This is a genomic window from Streptococcus sanguinis, from assembly GCF_020729765.1.
GTDB lineage: Bacteria > Bacillota > Bacilli > Lactobacillales > Streptococcaceae > Streptococcus > Streptococcus sanguinis_Q.
In genome coordinates, this window is record NZ_JAJEPD010000041.1 from 91,603 (window position 1) to 108,819 (window position 17,217).

At 43.4% G+C, this 17,217-nt stretch carries 15 protein-coding genes; 12 read left to right on the forward strand and 3 right to left on the reverse strand.

Features of this window, described 5'->3' with window-relative positions:
* Window positions 1-81 precede the first annotated feature (81 nt).
* From K4H96_RS05525 to K4H96_RS05535, 3 genes are read left to right on the forward strand one after another with little or no spacing between them, the layout of a single operon-like run.
* Window positions 82-1,617, forward strand: coding sequence for an ABC transporter ATP-binding protein (locus K4H96_RS05525; RefSeq protein WP_223336793.1), 1,536 nt, complete (start codon window positions 82-84; stop codon window positions 1,615-1,617).
* On the forward strand, window positions 1,610-2,704 hold the full coding sequence (locus tag K4H96_RS05530; RefSeq protein ID WP_223312829.1) for an ABC transporter permease: 1,095 nt from the start codon (window positions 1,610-1,612) through the stop codon (window positions 2,702-2,704). Before K4H96_RS05525 ends, K4H96_RS05530 begins: the two co-directional genes overlap by 8 nt.
* Window position 2,705: 1 nt before the next feature.
* Complete coding sequence (locus K4H96_RS05535) at window positions 2,706-3,662, forward strand: ABC transporter permease (protein WP_002897685.1); 957 nt, start codon at window positions 2,706-2,708, stop codon at window positions 3,660-3,662.
* 103 nt (window positions 3,663-3,765) lie between these two features.
* Here K4H96_RS05535 and K4H96_RS05540 read toward each other — a convergent pair whose 3' ends face one another.
* On the reverse strand, window positions 3,766-4,731 hold the full coding sequence (locus K4H96_RS05540) for a polysaccharide deacetylase family protein (RefSeq protein ID WP_223336794.1): 966 nt from the start codon (window positions 4,729-4,731) through the stop codon (window positions 3,766-3,768).
* Between the two features lie 140 nt (window positions 4,732-4,871).
* Here K4H96_RS05540 and K4H96_RS05545 point away from each other — a divergent pair, with 140 nt between their 5' ends.
* The 7 genes from K4H96_RS05545 to K4H96_RS05575 all read left to right on the forward strand — a co-directional run bounded on the left by K4H96_RS05545 (window position 4,872) and on the right by K4H96_RS05575 (window position 12,229).
* Window positions 4,872-6,158: a homoserine dehydrogenase gene (locus tag K4H96_RS05545; protein WP_223336795.1), complete on the forward strand. Its 1,287-nt coding sequence runs from the start codon at window positions 4,872-4,874 to the stop codon at window positions 6,156-6,158.
* Window position 6,159: 1 nt separating this feature from the next.
* Window positions 6,160-7,026: a homoserine kinase gene (thrB, locus tag K4H96_RS05550; protein WP_002909872.1), complete on the forward strand. Its 867-nt coding sequence runs from the start codon at window positions 6,160-6,162 to the stop codon at window positions 7,024-7,026.
* Between the two features lie 334 nt (window positions 7,027-7,360).
* Window positions 7,361-8,266 (forward strand): UDP-N-acetylmuramate dehydrogenase, encoded by a 906-nt coding sequence (gene murB, locus K4H96_RS05555; RefSeq protein ID WP_002895636.1) that lies wholly within the window; start codon window positions 7,361-7,363, stop codon window positions 8,264-8,266.
* Between the two features lie 181 nt (window positions 8,267-8,447).
* The gene (locus K4H96_RS05560) at window positions 8,448-9,605 is read left to right on the forward strand and encodes an ABC transporter ATP-binding protein (protein WP_002904388.1); all 1,158 of its coding nucleotides are present in this window, start codon (window positions 8,448-8,450) and stop codon (window positions 9,603-9,605) included.
* The gene (locus tag K4H96_RS05565) at window positions 9,586-10,392 is read left to right on the forward strand and encodes an ABC transporter permease (RefSeq protein WP_002895634.1); all 807 of its coding nucleotides are present in this window, start codon (window positions 9,586-9,588) and stop codon (window positions 10,390-10,392) included. The genes K4H96_RS05560 and K4H96_RS05565 overlap by 20 nt, the downstream gene beginning before the upstream one ends.
* A complete protein-coding gene (locus K4H96_RS05570) occupies window positions 10,389-11,162 on the forward strand; it encodes an ABC transporter permease (protein WP_002909868.1) in 774 nt (257 codons plus the stop codon). The genes K4H96_RS05565 and K4H96_RS05570 overlap by 4 nt, the downstream gene beginning before the upstream one ends.
* Complete coding sequence (locus K4H96_RS05575; protein ID WP_011836890.1) at window positions 11,159-12,229, forward strand: ABC transporter substrate-binding protein; 1,071 nt, start codon at window positions 11,159-11,161, stop codon at window positions 12,227-12,229. The genes K4H96_RS05570 and K4H96_RS05575 overlap by 4 nt, the downstream gene beginning before the upstream one ends.
* A gap of 67 nt (window positions 12,230-12,296) precedes the next feature.
* On the opposite strand, the gene K4H96_RS05580 is transcribed toward K4H96_RS05575, so the two are convergent.
* Both K4H96_RS05580 and ppdK read right to left on the reverse strand, forming a co-directional pair.
* Window positions 12,297-12,713 carry a DUF6556 family protein gene (locus K4H96_RS05580; RefSeq protein ID WP_002921437.1) on the reverse strand — a complete coding sequence of 139 codons (417 nt, stop codon included), beginning with the start codon at window positions 12,711-12,713 and terminating at the stop codon, window positions 12,297-12,299.
* Between the two features lie 184 nt (window positions 12,714-12,897).
* A complete protein-coding gene (ppdK, locus tag K4H96_RS05585) occupies window positions 12,898-15,519 on the reverse strand; it encodes a pyruvate, phosphate dikinase (protein ID WP_223336796.1) in 2,622 nt (873 codons plus the stop codon).
* Window positions 15,520-15,763: 244 nt separating this feature from the next.
* On the opposite strand from ppdK, the gene K4H96_RS05590 reads away from it, so the two are divergent.
* Window positions 15,764-16,393 (forward strand): CBS domain-containing protein, encoded by a 630-nt coding sequence (locus tag K4H96_RS05590; RefSeq protein WP_223336797.1) that lies wholly within the window; start codon window positions 15,764-15,766, stop codon window positions 16,391-16,393.
* Window positions 16,394-16,398: 5 nt separating this feature from the next.
* Window positions 16,399-17,217 (forward strand): pyruvate, water dikinase regulatory protein, encoded by an 819-nt coding sequence (locus K4H96_RS05595; protein WP_083842693.1) that lies wholly within the window; start codon window positions 16,399-16,401, stop codon window positions 17,215-17,217.

Consider the following 17,217-nt stretch of genomic DNA (forward strand, 5'->3'; position numbering starts at 1 on the left):
TTGTGTCAATAGAATTTATTAGCACTGGCTGTGCTAGTAAATTTTATTGAAATAAAATGAAATTCTGGAAAGGAAAGAGCCATGACACATGGAAATGTCATTGAAATGCGAGAAATTACCAAGATTTTTGGTGAATTTGTAGCCAATGATAAAATCAATTTGGAACTCAGAAAAGGTGAAATTCACGCTCTTTTGGGAGAAAATGGTGCCGGCAAGTCAACCTTGATGAATATGCTGGCTGGCCTGCTTGAGCCGACCAGCGGTGAGATTGTAGTGAATGGAAAGTCAGTTAAACTGGATTCTCCATCAAAGGCGGCCTCAATTGGTATCGGGATGGTGCACCAGCACTTTATGCTTGTTGAAGCATTTACTGTCGCTGAAAATATCATCCTTGGAAGTGAAATCACCAAAAATGGTGTGTTGGACTTGAAAAGTGCCACTAAAGAAATTAAGGAACTGTCTGAGAAATACGGCTTGGCAGTTGATCCATCTGCTAAGGTTGAAGATATCTCTGTCGGCGCTCAGCAGCGGGTTGAGATTCTGAAAACACTTTATCGTGGGGCGGACATTCTCATCTTTGACGAGCCGACAGCCGTTCTGACGCCAGCTGAGATTGATGAATTGATGAAAATCATGAAGAATCTCGTCAAAGAAGGAAAGTCTATCATTCTTATTACTCACAAGTTGGATGAGATTCGGGCAGTTTCTGACCGCGTAACGGTTATTCGCCGCGGAAAATCCATTGAAACAGTTGAAATCGCTGGTGCAACTAACCAAGATTTGGCCGAAATGATGGTGGGACGTGCTGTTTCCTTCAAGACTGCGAAAGAGCCTGCTAATCCTCAAGAAACTGTCTTATCAATTAAAGATCTTGTTGTTGAAGAAAACCGTGGTGTTCCGGCTGTTAAGGGCCTTTCTCTTGATGTCCGTGCTGGTGAGATTGTTGGTATTGCTGGGATTGATGGCAATGGTCAAACTGAGCTGATTCAGGCTATTACAGGTCTTAGAAAGGCTAGCTCTGGCGAGATTACAATTAAGAACCAGTCTATTATTGGTAAGCAGCCGCGGCAGATAACTGAAATGAAAGTCAGCCATGTTCCTGAAGACCGTCACCGTGATGGTTTGGTCCTGGCAATGTCCATTTCTGAAAATATTGCTCTGCAGACTTACTATAAAGAACCGCTCAGTAAAAATGGAATCTTGAACTACGGTAACATTTATTCTTACGCACGCAAGTTGATGGATGAATTTGATGTTCGGGCGGCTAGTGAATATGTACCTGCTTCAGCTCTTTCAGGAGGAAACCAACAGAAAGCTATCATTGCTCGGGAAGTGGACCGTGATCCAGATCTTCTGATTGTCAGTCAGCCAACTCGCGGACTTGACGTGGGAGCTATTGAATACATTCATAAACGTTTGATTGAAGCACGGACTCAAGGCAAGGCTGTCCTAGTTGTTAGCTTTGAGCTAGACGAAATCCTCAATGTTTCTGATAGAATCGCCGTTATCCACGATGGTAAGATTCAGGGAATTGTAACTCCAGAGGAAACTAATAAGCAAGAGCTTGGTATTCTCATGGCTGGTGGTAAGATTCAGAAGGGAGCTTCAAATGTCTAAAAAAACACAACAGATTGCAGTTCCTTTAATCTCAGTTCTTCTAGGGATTTTATTGGGAGCGGTTGTCATGGCCATCTTTGGTTATGATGCTATCTGGGGGTATGAATCCCTCTTTAAAACAGCTTTTGGTTCTTTGAGAAGTTTGGGTGAGATTTCTCGTGCGATGGGACCTCTGATTCTCATTGGTTTGGGCTTTGCTGTAGCTAGCCGTGCTGGATTCTTTAATGTTGGACTTCCTGGTCAAGCCTTAGCTGGCTGGATTATGGCTGGCTGGTTTGCACTTTCCTTCCCAAATTTACCTCGTCCACTGATGTTATTGGCGACTGTAGTCATTGCAGCAGTAGCTGGTGGTATTATCGGATCTATTCCAGGAATTCTGCGTGCTTATCTGGGAACGAGTGAAGTCATCGTAACCATTATGATGAACTATATTGTTCTTTTTGTTGGAAATGCCCTTATTCATAGTTTCCCAGAATCTGTGATGCAGAGTGTTGACTCTAGTAAACGTGTCAGTGCAAATGCGATTTATCAAACAGAGTGGTTGAGAAGTCTTACATCTAACTCTCGTATGAATATCGGTATCTTCTTTGCCTTGATTGCAGTAGTGGTTATTTGGTATTTGCTTAAGAAAACAACACTTGGTTTTGAAATTCGTGCTGTAGGGCTTAATCCAAATGCATCTGAATATGCAGGGATGTCATCTAAGCGTACTATTATCGTATCTATGATTATTTCAGGTGCTCTTGCAGGACTTGGAGGAGTAGTAGAAGGACTTGGGACTTATCAGAATGTCTTTGTTCAAGGAAGTTCCCTGAGTGTTGGTTTCAATGGTATGGCGGTAAGTCTTTTGGCAGCCAATTCTCCAATTGGAATTCTCTTTGCAGCCTTCCTATTTGCGGTCCTGAGTGTGGGTGCTCCAGGTATGAACGTGGCTCAGATTCCAACAGAACTTGTAAACATCGTAACAGCTTCTATTATCTTCTTTGTCAGCGCCCACTATCTGATTGAGCGTATGACAGGTATGACAATCTTTGATTTCCTTAAAAATCGTCGCCAAGAAGCTAAAAAAGTGAAGGAGGGAAACTAGGATGAATATTGTAACGGTATTAAGTTTATTAGTATCATCTATGCTGATTTATGCGGCTCCCTTGATTTTCACAAGTATTGGCGGGGCTTACTCTGAGCACGCTGGTGTGGTTAATGTCGGCTTGGAAGGAATCATGGTTATGGGAGCTTTTACAGGCGTTCTCTTTAACCTGACTTTCGAGAAGAGTTTTGGTAGTGCGACTCCGTGGCTTTCATTGATTGCTGCTGGTTTAGTTGGTGTTGTCTTCTCTCTTATCCATGCTGTGGCAACTATTACTTTCCGTGCGGACCACGTTGTGAGTGGTACAGTGCTGAACTTGCTGGCGCCAGCCTTGGCGATTTTCCTTGTTAAAGCTATTTATAACAAGGGACAAACGGATAATATTCAGCGTTCATTCGGGAAGTTTAATTTCCCTGTCCTGTCTGATATTCCAGTCTTGGGAGACATTTTCTTCAAGCATACAAGCTTGGTTGGTTATCTTGCCATTGCTTTCTCTTTCCTTGCTTGGTTTGTCATGTTTAAGACAAAATTCGGACTGCGTCTTCGCTCAGTCGGGGAGCATCCGCAGGCGGCAGATACCTTGGGGATCAATGTTTACCTCATGCGTTATTGCGGTGTCATGATCTCTGGTCTGCTCGGTGGTATTGGTGGAGCTATTTATGCTCAGTCTATCTCTGTTAACTTTGCTGTGACAACTATTGTAGGTCCAGGATTTATCGCCTTGGCAGCTATGATTTTTGGTAAATGGAGTCCTATTGGTGCCATGTTGGCGAGTCTCTTCTTTGGAGCTTCCCAAAGTTTGGCGGTTATCGGGAACCAGTTGCCTTTGCTTTCAAGTGTTCCAACGGTTTATCTGCAGATTGCGCCATACGTCTTGACGATTGTAGTCCTTGCGGCATTCTTTGGTAAAGCTGTTGCTCCGAAAGCGGATGGTATCAACTATATCAAGTCTAAATAAACCTTTACACCAGTTCTGTGGAGCTGGTGTTTTTTGGTGTTTGAAAGAACTATAATCATAGGAATAGAAAAAGCCTGCTTCAGGTGAAGCAAGCTTTTTAAGATTAGTTTGTTGCGATTTCATTTAGCAGGTCTTCTGCAGTGGTGGTTGGATTAACGCGTACTCGGTTGAGTGTGAGCAAGCCATTGGATAGGGAGGCTAGACCGTTATTGGTTGTCAGTCCCATCTTGTAGCCAAGGCTTTCAGCAATCTGCAAGGTTGCATCGCTGTATCGTCCAGATGGATAGGCAACGGTGGTTGTGGTTTGAGACAATTCTTTATCTAAGTAAGACTTAGAATCTTTTAACTCAATTTTTTGTTGGTCTTCTGTCGTTGCTGAGAGGTCGGGATGGTTGACGGTGTGATCTTCAAAGGACATGCCTTTGTCCTTCATTTCCTTTATCTCGTCTAGCGTCAGCATATCTTCACGACCCGCTTGAACAAATCCAGTAATGACATTATTGGTTGCTTTCATGTCATATTTCTGGAGAAGTGGAAAGGCATTAGTATAGAAATCCCTTAAACTATCATCGAAGGTCAGCCAGACGACTTTTTTATTTTCTGGCAAGACATTCTCCGTCAGTACCTTGTATGCTTCTGCCGGTGTTAGTGGATAGTAGCCTGCGTCTTTCAAGGCTTTCAGATGGCTTTCAAATGTAGCTGGATCTACAATCAAACCAGCATTAGCTGCTTCTGATGGGTCCATGACGTGAATGGCATGATACATCAAGATAGGGACTTGAACTGGCTGGTCTTGCTTGACCCATTTGACTTTGTCTTTACTGTTGTCATCCGAAGTTGTCTTTTTTTCCCGAGTCGGTGCTGACGAAGTTTTAGATGAAGTATTGACCTGGTTCGTTGACACATTATTAGCTTCTTTTTGATTGTGCGAGTTTTGCAGCTGAGCTAGTAAAGAAAAGCCACCAACAATCAGGACGAGAAAAAGTAATAAACTTGTCAGAGAAAGCAAAATAGCTCTTTTTCTAGCTTTGCGTTGCTGCATGCGATTTCCTCTGTGTTTTCCTGTCATAATATCTCCTTTTTAAAAAAAATTACAATTCCTTGCGGAAATTTACATCTATTATAACAAATAAAGAAGTAGTTTTGTAGGCATTTTTATATAATTTTGTTATAATATTTTTTATACAAGAAATTTTCAAGGAGTGCTTCATGTCTATTAAAATAGCTTTACTTGGTTTTGGAACAGTGGCAAGCGGTGTGCCTTTTTTGCTGAAAGAAAATGGAGAAAAAATCGTTCAAGCGGCTCATTCAGAGATTGAGGTTGCTAAAGTCTTGGTCAAGGACGATGCCGAAAAAGATCGTCTTTTAGCAGCTGGAAATGACTTTAACTTTGTCACAAATGTTGAAGAAATTCTGAAGGATTCTGAAATTACCATCGTTGTAGAATTGATGGGACGAATCGAGCCAGCGAAAACGTTCATCACTCGTGCTCTTGAAGCTGGCAAACATGTGGTAACAGCTAATAAGGACTTGCTGGCTGTTCACGGAGCAGATTTGCTGGAAATTGCTCAAAAGCAAAATGTAGCTCTCTATTATGAAGCAGCTGTTGCCGGTGGAATTCCAATCCTCCGTACCTTGGTTAATTCATTGGCTTCTGACAAAATTACCCGTATCTTGGGTGTCGTCAATGGAACCTCTAACTTTATGATGACCAAGATGGTGGAAGAGGGTTGGTCTTATGAAGATGCTCTTGCTGAAGCACAGCGTCTTGGTTTTGCTGAAAGCGACCCAACCAATGACGTAGATGGCATTGATGCGGCTTACAAGATGGTCATTCTTAGTCAGTTCGCTTTTGGTATGAATGTTAAGTTTGAAGATGTGGGACATCAGGGAATTCGAAATATCACACCAGAAGATGTGGCTGTTGCTCAAGATTTGGGCTATGTAGTCAAGCTGGTTGGTTCTATTGAAGAAACAGCATCAGGTATTGCAGCAGAAGTAGCTCCAACATTTTTGCCTAAAGCGCATCCTTTGGCTAGTGTCAATGGGGTAATGAACGCCGTCTTTGTCGAATCCATCGGCATCGGAGAATCCATGTACTACGGACCAGGAGCAGGTCAAAAACCAACCGCAACTAGTGTTGTGGCAGATATTGTCCGCATCAGCCGCCGTTTGAATGATGGAACAGTTGGCAAGGCCTTTAATGAATTCAGCCGTGAGCTTGTGCTAGCTAAGCCAGAAGATGTGAAGAGCAGCTATTACTTCTCTATCTTGACGCCTGACTCTAAAGGTCAAGTTCTGCATTTGGCTGAGATTTTCAATGCTGAGGATATTTCCTTTAAGCAGATTCTGCAGGAAGGTACAGATGGTGAGAAGGCTCGCGTGGTGATTATTACCCATGCTGTCAGCAAGACACAGCTGGAAAATGTCACTGCTAAGCTCAAAGAAGTTGCTGAGTTTGACTTGCTCAATACCTTCAAAGTATTAGGAGATTAAGATGAAAATTATTGTACCAGCGACCAGTGCCAATATCGGTCCTGGCTTTGACTCTGTTGGGGTAGCCCTCTCAAAATATCTGGAAATTGAAGTCTTGGAAGAAAGTCAGGAGTGGGTGATTGAGCATGACCTCAATCCTAGAATTCCTAAGGACCGACGCAATTTACTGGTTAAGATTGCCCTGCAGTTGGCTCCAGATATTCAGCCACGCCGTTTGAAAATGACCAGTGACATTCCATTAGCTCGTGGACTTGGGTCTTCTAGTTCGGTCATTGTGGCTGGGATTGAATTGGCCAACCAGCTGGCTCATCTTAATTTGTCGGATTATCAGAAACTGAAAATCGCTACCAAGATTGAAGGACATCCTGACAATGTTGCGCCGGCTATTTATGGTAATTTGGTCGTATCTAGTTCATCTAGAAATCAGGTGTCTGCTGTGGTAGCGGACTTTCCGGACGCAGACTTCATCGCCTATATCCCAGACTATGAGCTTCGGACAGTCGAGAGCCGCCAAGTCTTACCAAATCGGCTTTCTTATAAGGAAGCTGTTGCGGCCAGCTCCATTGCCAATGTTGCGATTGCTGCTCTTTTAAAAGGTGATATGAAAATCGCTGGTCGGGCTATCGAGTCAGATTTGTTCCACGAAAAATACCGTCAGCCTTTGATCAAGGAATTTTCAGATATTAAGTTCTTAGCCAGAAAAAATGGCTCTTATGCAACCTATATCTCAGGAGCGGGACCGACTGTTATGGTCTTATCGCCTAAGCACAAGACAGAGAAGATTTATCAGCTTCTGCAAAAACAGAATTTCAAGGGACAAATCTTCCGGCTTCAGGTGGATACTGAGGGTGTGCGAGTAGAAAAATAAATCATCAAGAGGTTTTTCATGAACCTCTTTTTTCTTTTTGTAAAATAAGGATTTGGTATCCCTATCTTTTTATACCTAACTGTGCTATAATGGGTCTAGCTTAAAGGAGGATAATTCACTTTATGGATCATTTAGAATTACAGGCTCTGGCGACTGAGCTAGCTTTCGGTGCCATCAGGAATGCTCTTTCTAGCCAAACACAGCGTTTCACTACTAGACAATTATAAGCGTTAAAAAGCTGACCTTTCTCAGCTTTTTCTTTGTAATCTATCGTAAATGCTATAGATTTTTGATATAATAGAGTGTATTTTGTTTACATAAAAGAGAGAAAATCATGCAAAAACTAGAGAAATTAAAAACTGAATTAGAAGGAATCGACATTCGCTTCAATGAGCCTTTGAGCCAATACACTTATACAAAGGTCGGGGGCGCAGCCGATTTCTTAGTTTTCCCTCGTAATCGTTATGAGCTGGCTCGTATTGTCAATTTTGCTAATCAAGAAGACATTCCTTGGATGGTGCTGGGAAATGCCAGTAATATCATTGTGCGAGATGGCGGTATCCGAGGTTTCGTGATTATGTTTGACAAGCTCAACAATGTAGCAGTAGATGGCTATATGATTGAGGCAGAGGCTGGAGCTAATCTGATTCAGACTACTCATATCGCCCTGCAGAATAGTCTGACTGGCTTTGAGTTTGCCTGTGGTATTCCAGGCAGCGTCGGTGGAGCTGTCTTTATGAACGCTGGGGCTTATGGCGGCGAAATTGCTCATGTTTTGGTATCTTGCAAGGTACTGACTCCTCAGGGTCAAGTCAAAACGCTGGATGTTCGGGATATGAAGTTCGGCTATCGTCACTCACTGGTTCAGGAAACAGGCGATATCGTTATTTCAGCTAAGTTTGCTCTTTCTCCTGGTGTTCACAGAACGATTCGTCAGGAAATGGAGCGCTTAACCCATCTGCGGGAGCTCAAGCAGCCTTTGGAATATCCATCTTGTGGATCTGTTTTCAAGCGTCCTTTGGGTCACTTTGCTGGTCAGCTGATTAGCGAAGCAGGACTAAAGGGGCATCGGATCGGCGGTGTAGAGGTATCTGAGAAACATGCTGGCTTTATGATTAACGTTGATAAAGGAACGGCTCAAGATTACGAAAATCTTATTGCTCATGTGATTGAAAGGGTGCGGGAAAATTCAGGTATTACTCTGGAGCGCGAAGTCCGCATCATTGGTGAATCTCTGTAAGACAGATATGATTTCCAGTAGAAGTATGCTGGATAAGGAACTGCAGCTGGCTGCAACTTAGTAAGGGGGTGAAAGCCTATCGACACGGAATTTATAAAGGGCCTTTACAGCCCTCACGAGGTAGCAGCGGTCTGACAGAACCCTTAATCTGTTAATACGAGAAAGAAGGAATTTATGACAATTGAAAAAACCAATCATCGAGTTTAAAAACGTTTCAAAAGTTTTTGAAGATAATAATACTGTCGTTCTGAAAGATATTAATTTCGAGCTGGAAGAAGGAAAGTTCTATACTTTGCTGGGGTCTTCTGGTTCAGGAAAATCAACGATTCTGAACATTATTGCCGGTCTTTTGGACGCGACGGACGGGGATATTTTTCTTGATGGCGTCCGCATCAATGATATTCCAACTAATAAAAGAGATGTTCACACGGTTTTTCAGTCCTATGCACTGTTTCCGCATATGAATGTTTTTGAAAATGTAGCCTTTCCGTTGCGTCTGCGCAAGGTTGATAAAAAAGAAATTCAAGAGCGAGTTGCAGAAGTGCTGAAAATGGTTCAGCTGGAAGGTTTTGAGCGCCGTTCTATTCGTAAATTGTCAGGCGGTCAGCGCCAGCGTGTAGCCATTGCGCGGGCAATCATTAATCAGCCGCGGGTTGTTTTGTTGGATGAGCCTCTGTCTGCTCTGGATTTGAAGCTGCGTACAGACATGCAGTATGAGCTGCGGGAATTGCAGCAGCGTCTGGGCATTACCTTTGTCTTTGTCACGCACGACCAAGAGGAAGCCCTAGCTATGAGCGACTGGATTTTCGTTATGAATGACGGCGAGATTGTTCAGTCGGGGACGCCTGTTGATATTTATGACGAGCCCATCAACCACTTTGTTGCAACCTTCATTGGCGAGTCCAATATTCTGCCAGGTAAGATGATTGAGGACTATCTGGTTGAGTTTAACGGCAAGCGCTTTGAAGCAGTGGATGGTGGGATGCGCCCAAATGAATCTGTTGAAGTGGTGATTCGGCCGGAGGACTTACGGATTACTCTGCCAGAAGAAGGCAAGCTGCAGGTTAAAGTTGATACCCAGCTTTTCCGTGGCGTTCACTATGAGATTATCGCTTATGATGAACTGGGCAATGAATGGATGATTCACTCAACTCGCAAGGCCATTGTCGGAGAAGAAATTGGCCTGCATTTCGAGCCTGAGGATATCCATATCATGCGTCTCAATGAAACTGAAGAAGAATTCGATGCCCGTATCGAAGAATATGTAGAAGTAGAAGAGCAGGAAGCGGGTCTGATCAATGCCATTGAGGAGGAACGCGATGAAGAAAACAACCTCTAATCTTTTTCTCTTGCCCTACCTGCTCTGGATTTTCCTTTTTGTCCTAGCACCTGTTGTCATGATTATCTGGAAATCCTTCTTTAACATTGAAGGGCAGTTTACGCTGGAAAATTACCAGACCTACTTCACATCGCAGAACTGGACCTATCTCAAGATGAGTCTGAATTCGGTTCTTTATGCAGGGATTATTACTGTTGTAACCCTGCTAATTTCCTATCCGACCGCATTCTTTTTGACTCAGCTCAAGCACAAGCAGCTCTGGCTGATGCTGATTGTCTTGCCGACCTGGATCAATCTCCTGCTCAAAGCTTATGCTTTCATTGGTATTTTCGGTCAGAATGGCTCAATCAATCAATTTCTGACTTTTATCGGAGTAGGACCGCAGCAGATTCTCTTTACGGACTTTTCATTTATCTTTGTAGCCAGCTACATCGAGTTGCCTTTTATGATTCTGCCCATTTTCAATGTTCTGGATGATTTGGATCCTAATCTTATTAATGCTAGCTATGACCTTGGAGCCAATCGCTGGGAGACTTTCCGTCGGGTTGTTTTCCCTTTGTCCTTGAATGGTGTCAGAAGTGGAGTGCAGTCAGTCTTTATCCCTAGTCTCAGTCTCTTCATGCTGACTCGTTTAATCGGTGGTAATCGAGTAATTACTCTAGGAACTGCCATTGAGCAGCACTTCCTGACTACTCAAAACTGGGGCATGGGCTCTACTATCGGAGTGGTACTGATTGTTGCCATGCTCTTTACCATGTGGGCAACCAAGGAAAGGAGAGGGCGATGAAAAAAATTGCAAATCTCTATCTGGCCTTTGTCTTTTTGGTGCTCTATATCCCCATCTTTTACCTGATTGCTTATGCCTTTAATGCAGGGGAAGACATGAATCGCTTTACAGGATTCAGTCTCAGTCATTTTCAAAATCTCTTTGAGGATTCACGTCTGATTTTGATTTTGGTTCAGACTTTCTTTCTGGCTTTCCTGTCATCACTGATTGCGACGCTGATTGGAACTTTTGGAGCCATCTATATTTATCAAGCCCGCAAGAAGTATCAGGATGCCTTTCTGTCTATCAACAATATCCTCATGGTAGCACCGGATGTCATGATTGGGGCCAGTTTTCTGATTCTCTTTACTACTGCTAAATTCCAGCTAGGCTTCCTTTCTGTGCTGGCTAGTCATGTGGCCTTTTCCATTCCGATTGTGGTGCTGATGATTCTTCCGCGTCTGAAGGAAATGAATGATGATATGATTAAGGCTGCCTATGACTTAGGCGCCAGCCAATTGCAAATGCTGAAAGAAATCATGCTGCCTTATCTGACTCCAGCCATCATCGCTGGCTACTTCATGGCCTTTACCTACTCGCTAGATGACTTTGCAGTGACCTTCTTCGTTACAGGCAATGGCTTCTCGACTCTGTCTGTTGAGATATACTCCCGCGCTCGTCAGGGAATTTCTCTGGAAATCAATGCCCTGTCAGCCTTGGTCTTTCTCTTCAGCATTGCTTTGGTAATTGGGTATTACTTTATCACCCATGAGAAGGAGGAGACTGTATGAGAAAGCTCTATTCATTTTTAGCGGGGATTCTGCTGATTATCTTTGTTTTGTGGGGTGTCAGTTACCAGATTGAAAGTCGGACGCAGAGCAAGGAGAGCGATAAGTTAGTCATTTACAACTGGGGTGACTATATCGACCCTGAGTTGCTGACTGAGTTTACTAAGGAAACTGGTGTCCAAATCCAGTACGATACCTTTGACTCCAATGAAGCCATGTATACAAAAGTGAAGCAAGGCGGCACAACCTACGACATTGCCATTCCCAGTGAATATATGATTGCCAAGATGATGAAGGAAGGCTTGGTGGAGAAGCTAGATCATAGCCAGATTAAAGGTTTGGAAAATATCGGATCTGACTTTTTAGACCAGCCTTTCGATCCAGGAAATCAGTACTCGATTCCTTATTTTTGGGGAACGCTGGGTATTGTCTATAATGAAAAAATGGTTGATAAAGCTCCAGAGCATTGGAATGACCTCTGGCGTCCTGAATACAAAAACTCCATCATGATAATTGATGGAGCTCGTGAAGTCATGGGAATTGGTCTGAACTCAGACGGTCATAGTCTCAACTCCAAAGATGCTAATCAGCTGCAGGAAGCTGTCGACAAGCTCTATACTCTGACGCCAAATATCAAGGCTATTGTAGCTGATGAGATGAAGGGATACATGATTCAGAACAATGCAGCTATTGGTGTAACCTTTTCTGGTGAGGCCCGTCAGATGCTGGAGGCCAATGAAGACCTGCGCTATGTCGTGCCAACAGAAGCCAGCAATCTTTGGTTTGACAATATTGTCATCCCCAAAACGGTCAAAAATAAAAAAGCAGCCTATCAGTTTATTAACTTTATGCTGAGACCGGAAAATGCTTATAAAAATGCCCTTTATGTTGGTTATGCGACACCAAATCTTCCTGCCAAGGCCATGTTGCCTAAGGAAACTCAGGAAGACGAGGCTTTTTATCCGACTGAGGAAACGATGAAACATCTGGAAGTTTATGAGCAGTTGGGCCCTAAATGGTTGGGAACCTACAATGACCTCTATCTTCAAGTCAAGATGTATCGGAAATGATAGTCAAATAATTACTTGATGAATACAAAAAACGCCTGGCTCAATGAGCTAGGCGTTTTCTACTTGCTTAGTTTGAAGCTTCTGTCTGAGTGTTGGTTGCCGTGTCTTGGCTCTGGCTAGAAGCGGTAGTGTCGCCTGCTGCTGTATCTGCCGCAGAGCTAGATACACTAGTCTCAACCGCTGCTGTATCGCTGCTAGAAGCAGTTGTATCAGTTGCAGTTGTTGAAGCAGGGCTGCTTGTTTCTTTTTCGATTTCCTTGATAATGGTAGTCGTTGCAGTAGAGCTGCTGGTATCAGTTTTTGATTTTTCATCCTTTTGGCCAGTCAGATTCATAATCGTGATGCTGGCAATGATGATAGACAAGATACTGGCAACCGTTGCAATAGTCTTTTGGAAGGCTGAAAGACCTGTTTTAATATGCTGTTTAGTAGGTTTTTTAGATGATTTTGTCTTGTTTTTATTACTGCGAGAATAGTTTTCCATGCTTGCAAGAATCTCCTTTTAAAATTTCAATGATTTCTTATCTCTCATTATACGTTTTTTATCTGAAAATGTCTTAAAAAAATCAAATTTTTATCTATGAAAACGCACACAGAAGATTGCTGTCAAGAAAAGAAACTGCTCAAATTTGGATTGAGCAGTTTCTTGAGCTAGAATAGCAAAGTAATCATGCCTTCTCATCTTGGAGTGCAGCTTGAGCGACAGCCAGCCTAGCTGCTGGAACTCGATAAGGAGAGCAGGAAACGTAGGTGACACCAATTTCTTGGAAGAAAGGAATGGAAGCCGGATCACCACCGACCTCGCCACAAATGCCGATAGGAAGTTCAGGCTTAACTTGACGCCCTTTGCTGATAGCTATCCGCATCAATTCACCAACGCCGTCCTGGTCAATACTTTGGAAAGGATCAAAAGGAAGAATTTCTTTCTCCTTATAATGGCCGATGAATTTTCCAATATCGTCTCGTGAGAAACCGTAGGTCATCTGGGTCAGATCGTTAGTACCAAAGCTAAAGAAGTCCGCTTCTTGAGCCAGCTGGTCTGCAACCAGACAGGCACGCGGAAGTTCAATCATGGTGCCAATTTCATAAGGGAAAGGCTCCTGACCTTGATGCCTAAAGAGCTTGGTGATATGTTGGGTGAGAAAGGCTTTGACAGAGTCCAGCTCGGCCTTGTCCGCAATCAGCGGAATCATGATTTCTGGCTTGACGGTCAATCCTTCCTGACTCAGCTTGATAGCACTCTTGAAAACTGCTTCAACCTGCATCTTATAGATCTCTGGTTGCGTAATCCCCAGACGGCAGCCGCGGTGGCCTAGCATTGGATTGCTTTCTTGCAGCTGTTCAATACGGCGAGTCAGTTTCTCTGGTGACTTGTGCAGCTTGTCAGCCAAAGCCTTGATTTCCTGTGAATCTTTAGGTAGAAATTCATGCATCGGTGGATCCAAAAGACGGATAATCATAGGTTTGTCCTGAACTGCTTGGAACATTTGATAGAAGTCTTCTTCTTGGAACTCCAGCAGTTTTTTGAGGGCGGATCTGGTTTCCAATTCGTTGTCGGCTAGAATTAGGCGCCGCATTTCTAGAATCCGTTCCTGGCCAAAGAACATGTGTTCGGTACGAGCCAGACCAATGCCCTTTGCCCCAAACTTAATAGCTGTTTTTAGATCTTGAACGGTCTCTGCGTTGGCACGGACTTTGAGCTGTGCGACTTCGTCTGCCCATGAAAGCAGTCGTTGGAGTTCTTGGTCATTTTCGACTAGGACGGTCGGAATCTCACCGCTATAAATGCGCCCAGAGCTGCCATCAACTGAAATGACGTCACCTTCGGTCAAGACAAGATTTCCGCAGGAAACAGTCTTGCTTTCCTCGCTGATGGTCAGCTCACCGCAGCCAGCCACACAGCAAGTTCCCATTCCCCGAGCTACGACAGCTGCGTGAGAGGTCATACCGCCCTGACTGGTTACGATGGCCTGGCTGACGACCATACCTTCAATGTCTTCAGGTGAAGTTTCCTGACGGACTAAAATGACCTTTTTACCCAATGAGTGGCAGTCTTTGGCGCGCTCAGCTGTAAAGACAATCTCGCCAGTTGCAGCACCAGGGCTGGCTGGCAGTCCTTGAGCCAAGAAAGGAGCATCTTGCAGAGCTTTTTCTTCAAATACAGGATGGATGAGCTGGCTAATCGTAGTAGGAGATACGCGCTGGAGAGCTTCTTTTTTGCTGATAATGCCCTCGTCTACCAGATCTAAGGCGATTTTCAAAGATGCTTTGGCGGTCCGTTTACCGTTTCTAGTTTGGAGAATATAGAGTTTACCCTTTTCGATGGTAAATTCAATATCTTGCATGTCCTTGTAGTGGTTTTCGAGAATCTTAGCATAGTCTTGGAAGGCTGCATAGGCCTGAGGGAGAGCCGTCTCAAGTGCAGCAATAGGCTCAGGAGTTCGAATGCCGGCTACGACATCCTCTCCTTGAGCATTGAGCAAAAATTCGCCAAATAGCTGATGCTCACCGCTGGCAGGGTTTCTCGTAAAGACAACTCCTGTACCACTGGCTTGGTCGCTATTTCCGAAAACCATGGCTTGGACATTCACCGCAGTTCCCAAGTCATGAGGAATATCATTCAAGTTGCGGTAAACCTTAGCTCGAGGGTTATTCCAAGACTTGAAGACCGCCTTGATAGCTGCATAGAGCTGTTCTTTTGAGCTTTGCGGGAAGGTTTGATGATGCTCACGATAAAGCTGCTTGTACTGGTCAATCAACGCTTGATGTTCTTCCAATGTGAAATCCTTGGCCTGTTTGCCAGCATTCCTTTCAAAATAGCCCAAGAGGTCATCGAACTCATCCTTAGAAATGCCATAAACCACATCAGCAAACATTTGCAGCAACCGGCGGTAGCAGTTGTAGGCAAAGTCAGCATTGGTCTGCTCAGCCAGAGTCTGGGTTCTTAAATCGTTCAGACCTAGATTGAGAATAGTGTCCATCATGCCGGGCATGGAAAACTTGGCTCCGCTTCGAACAGACACTAAGAGCAAGGCTGAGTCGTTGCCACTGAAATATTTACCTGTTTTTTCTTCTAATTCAGTAACCGCTTTCAAAACATCTTCTTTTAAAGAAGATTCAAAGAAATAAGGGCTTTTTAAATATTCGATACAGCTTTCTGTAGTAATAGTAAAACCTGGAGGGACAGGCAGTCCCAAATTGGTCATTTCAGCTAGATTGGCTCCTTTTCCGCCAAGCAAAGCCTTGTCATCTGCACATCCTTCCTCGAAGGAGTAAATCCATTTCGCCATATTTACCTCCAAAATTATGAAATATGTGTCATATTGTAGGACAACTACATTTTAATATACATCACATATATTTGTCAACAGAAAAAAGTATCCTGTTTTATTGACATTTTTTCTTTTTTTGCTATAATGTGTTACAAAATGATGATTATTTAAACGTCTGAAAATGAAATATGAGTAATAATTCCTAAATTTTAAGCGAAATCAGGCCAATCATCTACATAAAGAAAGAAGGAGTCAGACCTATTTGAAATTAAGTGAACGGCAAAAGAAAATTGTAGAAATTGTAAAAGAACACCAGCCACTCAGCGGTGAGAAAATTTCAGAATTACTCGATATTTCTCGGGCGACCTTGCGTTCGGATTTGTCTTTTCTGACCTTGGTTGGGATTTTGAAGGCTACGCCTAAAGTTGGTTACACATACTCGGGCTCAGATTTAGAGACGCTTTTCTTTTTCGATACCTTTCGAAAGGAAGTGGCGGAAATTATGACATCTCCTGTTTTGGTATCTCATGATTCCTTTATTCAAGATGCCATTATTACCTTATTTATGTATGATGCGGATGTTCTCTATGTCATTGATGAGCATAAGCTGCTCTTGGGGATTTTGTCGCGTAAGGACCTGCTGCGGGCCTCGCTCAATACCAACATTGACAGCACACCCGTAGCGGTTTGCATGACCCGAATGCCCCATATTAAAACTTGCTACAAGGATATGAATATTTTGGAAGCGGCAGCAGTTTTGCAGGATTTTGCAATTGATTCGCTGCCAGTAGTCGATGAGGATAATGTGCGTAAAATTTTAGGAACTGTGACCAAGTCAGTCCTGCTGGATTATATTATTCAAGAGGCCAGAAGCGCTGAGGTTAATAGATAAGAGGAATAAACATGAAGAAAGAAATTATTGTTTACAGCATTTCAGATTCTTTAGGGGGGACTTCGCAGAAGCTATTGTCTGCGGTGACAGCCCAGTACCCAGATATTATTTTTAATAACAGCTATCGTTTTCCATTTATCAACAAAGAAGAAGAATTGCTGGATATTCTGCGCGATGCCATCAAGGACGATGCCCTTGTTATTAGTACTCTGGTTGATGGCAAGCTAGCAGCTGCAGCTAGAGAGTTCAGTCAGGCCAATGGCCTTGCTTATCTGGATTTGATGCATCCATTTTTTGAGATTATCAGAGAAAAGACGGGCACCAGTCCTATAGAGGTGCCGGGTACCTTGCACCGGCTGGACACTGAGTATTTTAATAAAATCTCCGCTATTGAGTTTGCAGTCAAATACGACGATGGCAAGGCACCACAAGGATTTTTAGATTCAGACTTGGTCCTCCTGGGCGTCTCACGTACTTCTAAAACACCCCTCAGTATTTATCTGGCTAATAAAGGCTACAAGGTTTCTAACCTGCCTTTGATTCCAGAAGTCCCTCTGCCTCAGGTCTTGGATAAGGTTGATCCGGAGCGGATTATCGGCCTCTTATGTGAGCCAGAAAAACTGTCTAAGATACGCAGTAATCGTTTGAATTCTCTGGGATTGACCCAGTCAACCAGCTATACAGATCTGGAAAAAATATACGAAGAACTGGACTACTCAAAAGAAGTCTTTAAAAAGTATCGGGCACATGTCATCAATATCACGGATAAATCAATTGAGGAGACAGCTTTCTTGATTGAAGATCATTTGAAAAAATTGAGATAA

Bases quoted from the DNA above. Each gene is read 5' to 3' on its own strand.
- K4H96_RS05545 (WP_223336795.1), top strand. From the start codon at position 4,872: ATGTCTATTAAAATAGCTTTACTTGGTTTTGGAACAGTGGCAAGCGGT.
- K4H96_RS05535 (WP_002897685.1), top strand. From the start codon at position 2,706: ATGAATATTGTAACGGTATTAAGTTTATTAGTATCATCTATGCTGATT.
- K4H96_RS05530 (WP_223312829.1), top strand. From the start codon at position 1,610: ATGTCTAAAAAAACACAACAGATTGCAGTTCCTTTAATCTCAGTTCTT.
- thrB (WP_002909872.1), top strand. From the start codon at position 6,160: ATGAAAATTATTGTACCAGCGACCAGTGCCAATATCGGTCCTGGCTTT.
- K4H96_RS05575 (WP_011836890.1), top strand. From the start codon at position 11,159: ATGAGAAAGCTCTATTCATTTTTAGCGGGGATTCTGCTGATTATCTTT.
- K4H96_RS05565 (WP_002895634.1), top strand. From the start codon at position 9,586: ATGAAGAAAACAACCTCTAATCTTTTTCTCTTGCCCTACCTGCTCTGG.
- K4H96_RS05540 (WP_223336794.1), bottom strand. From the start codon at position 4,731: ATGACAGGAAAACACAGAGGAAATCGCATGCAGCAACGCAAAGCTAGA.
- K4H96_RS05570 (WP_002909868.1), top strand. From the start codon at position 10,389: ATGAAAAAAATTGCAAATCTCTATCTGGCCTTTGTCTTTTTGGTGCTC.
- murB (WP_002895636.1), top strand. From the start codon at position 7,361: ATGCAAAAACTAGAGAAATTAAAAACTGAATTAGAAGGAATCGACATT.
- K4H96_RS05580 (WP_002921437.1), bottom strand. From the start codon at position 12,713: ATGGAAAACTATTCTCGCAGTAATAAAAACAAGACAAAATCATCTAAA.
- ppdK (WP_223336796.1), bottom strand. From the start codon at position 15,519: ATGGCGAAATGGATTTACTCCTTCGAGGAAGGATGTGCAGATGACAAG.
- K4H96_RS05525 (WP_223336793.1), top strand. From the start codon at position 82: ATGACACATGGAAATGTCATTGAAATGCGAGAAATTACCAAGATTTTT.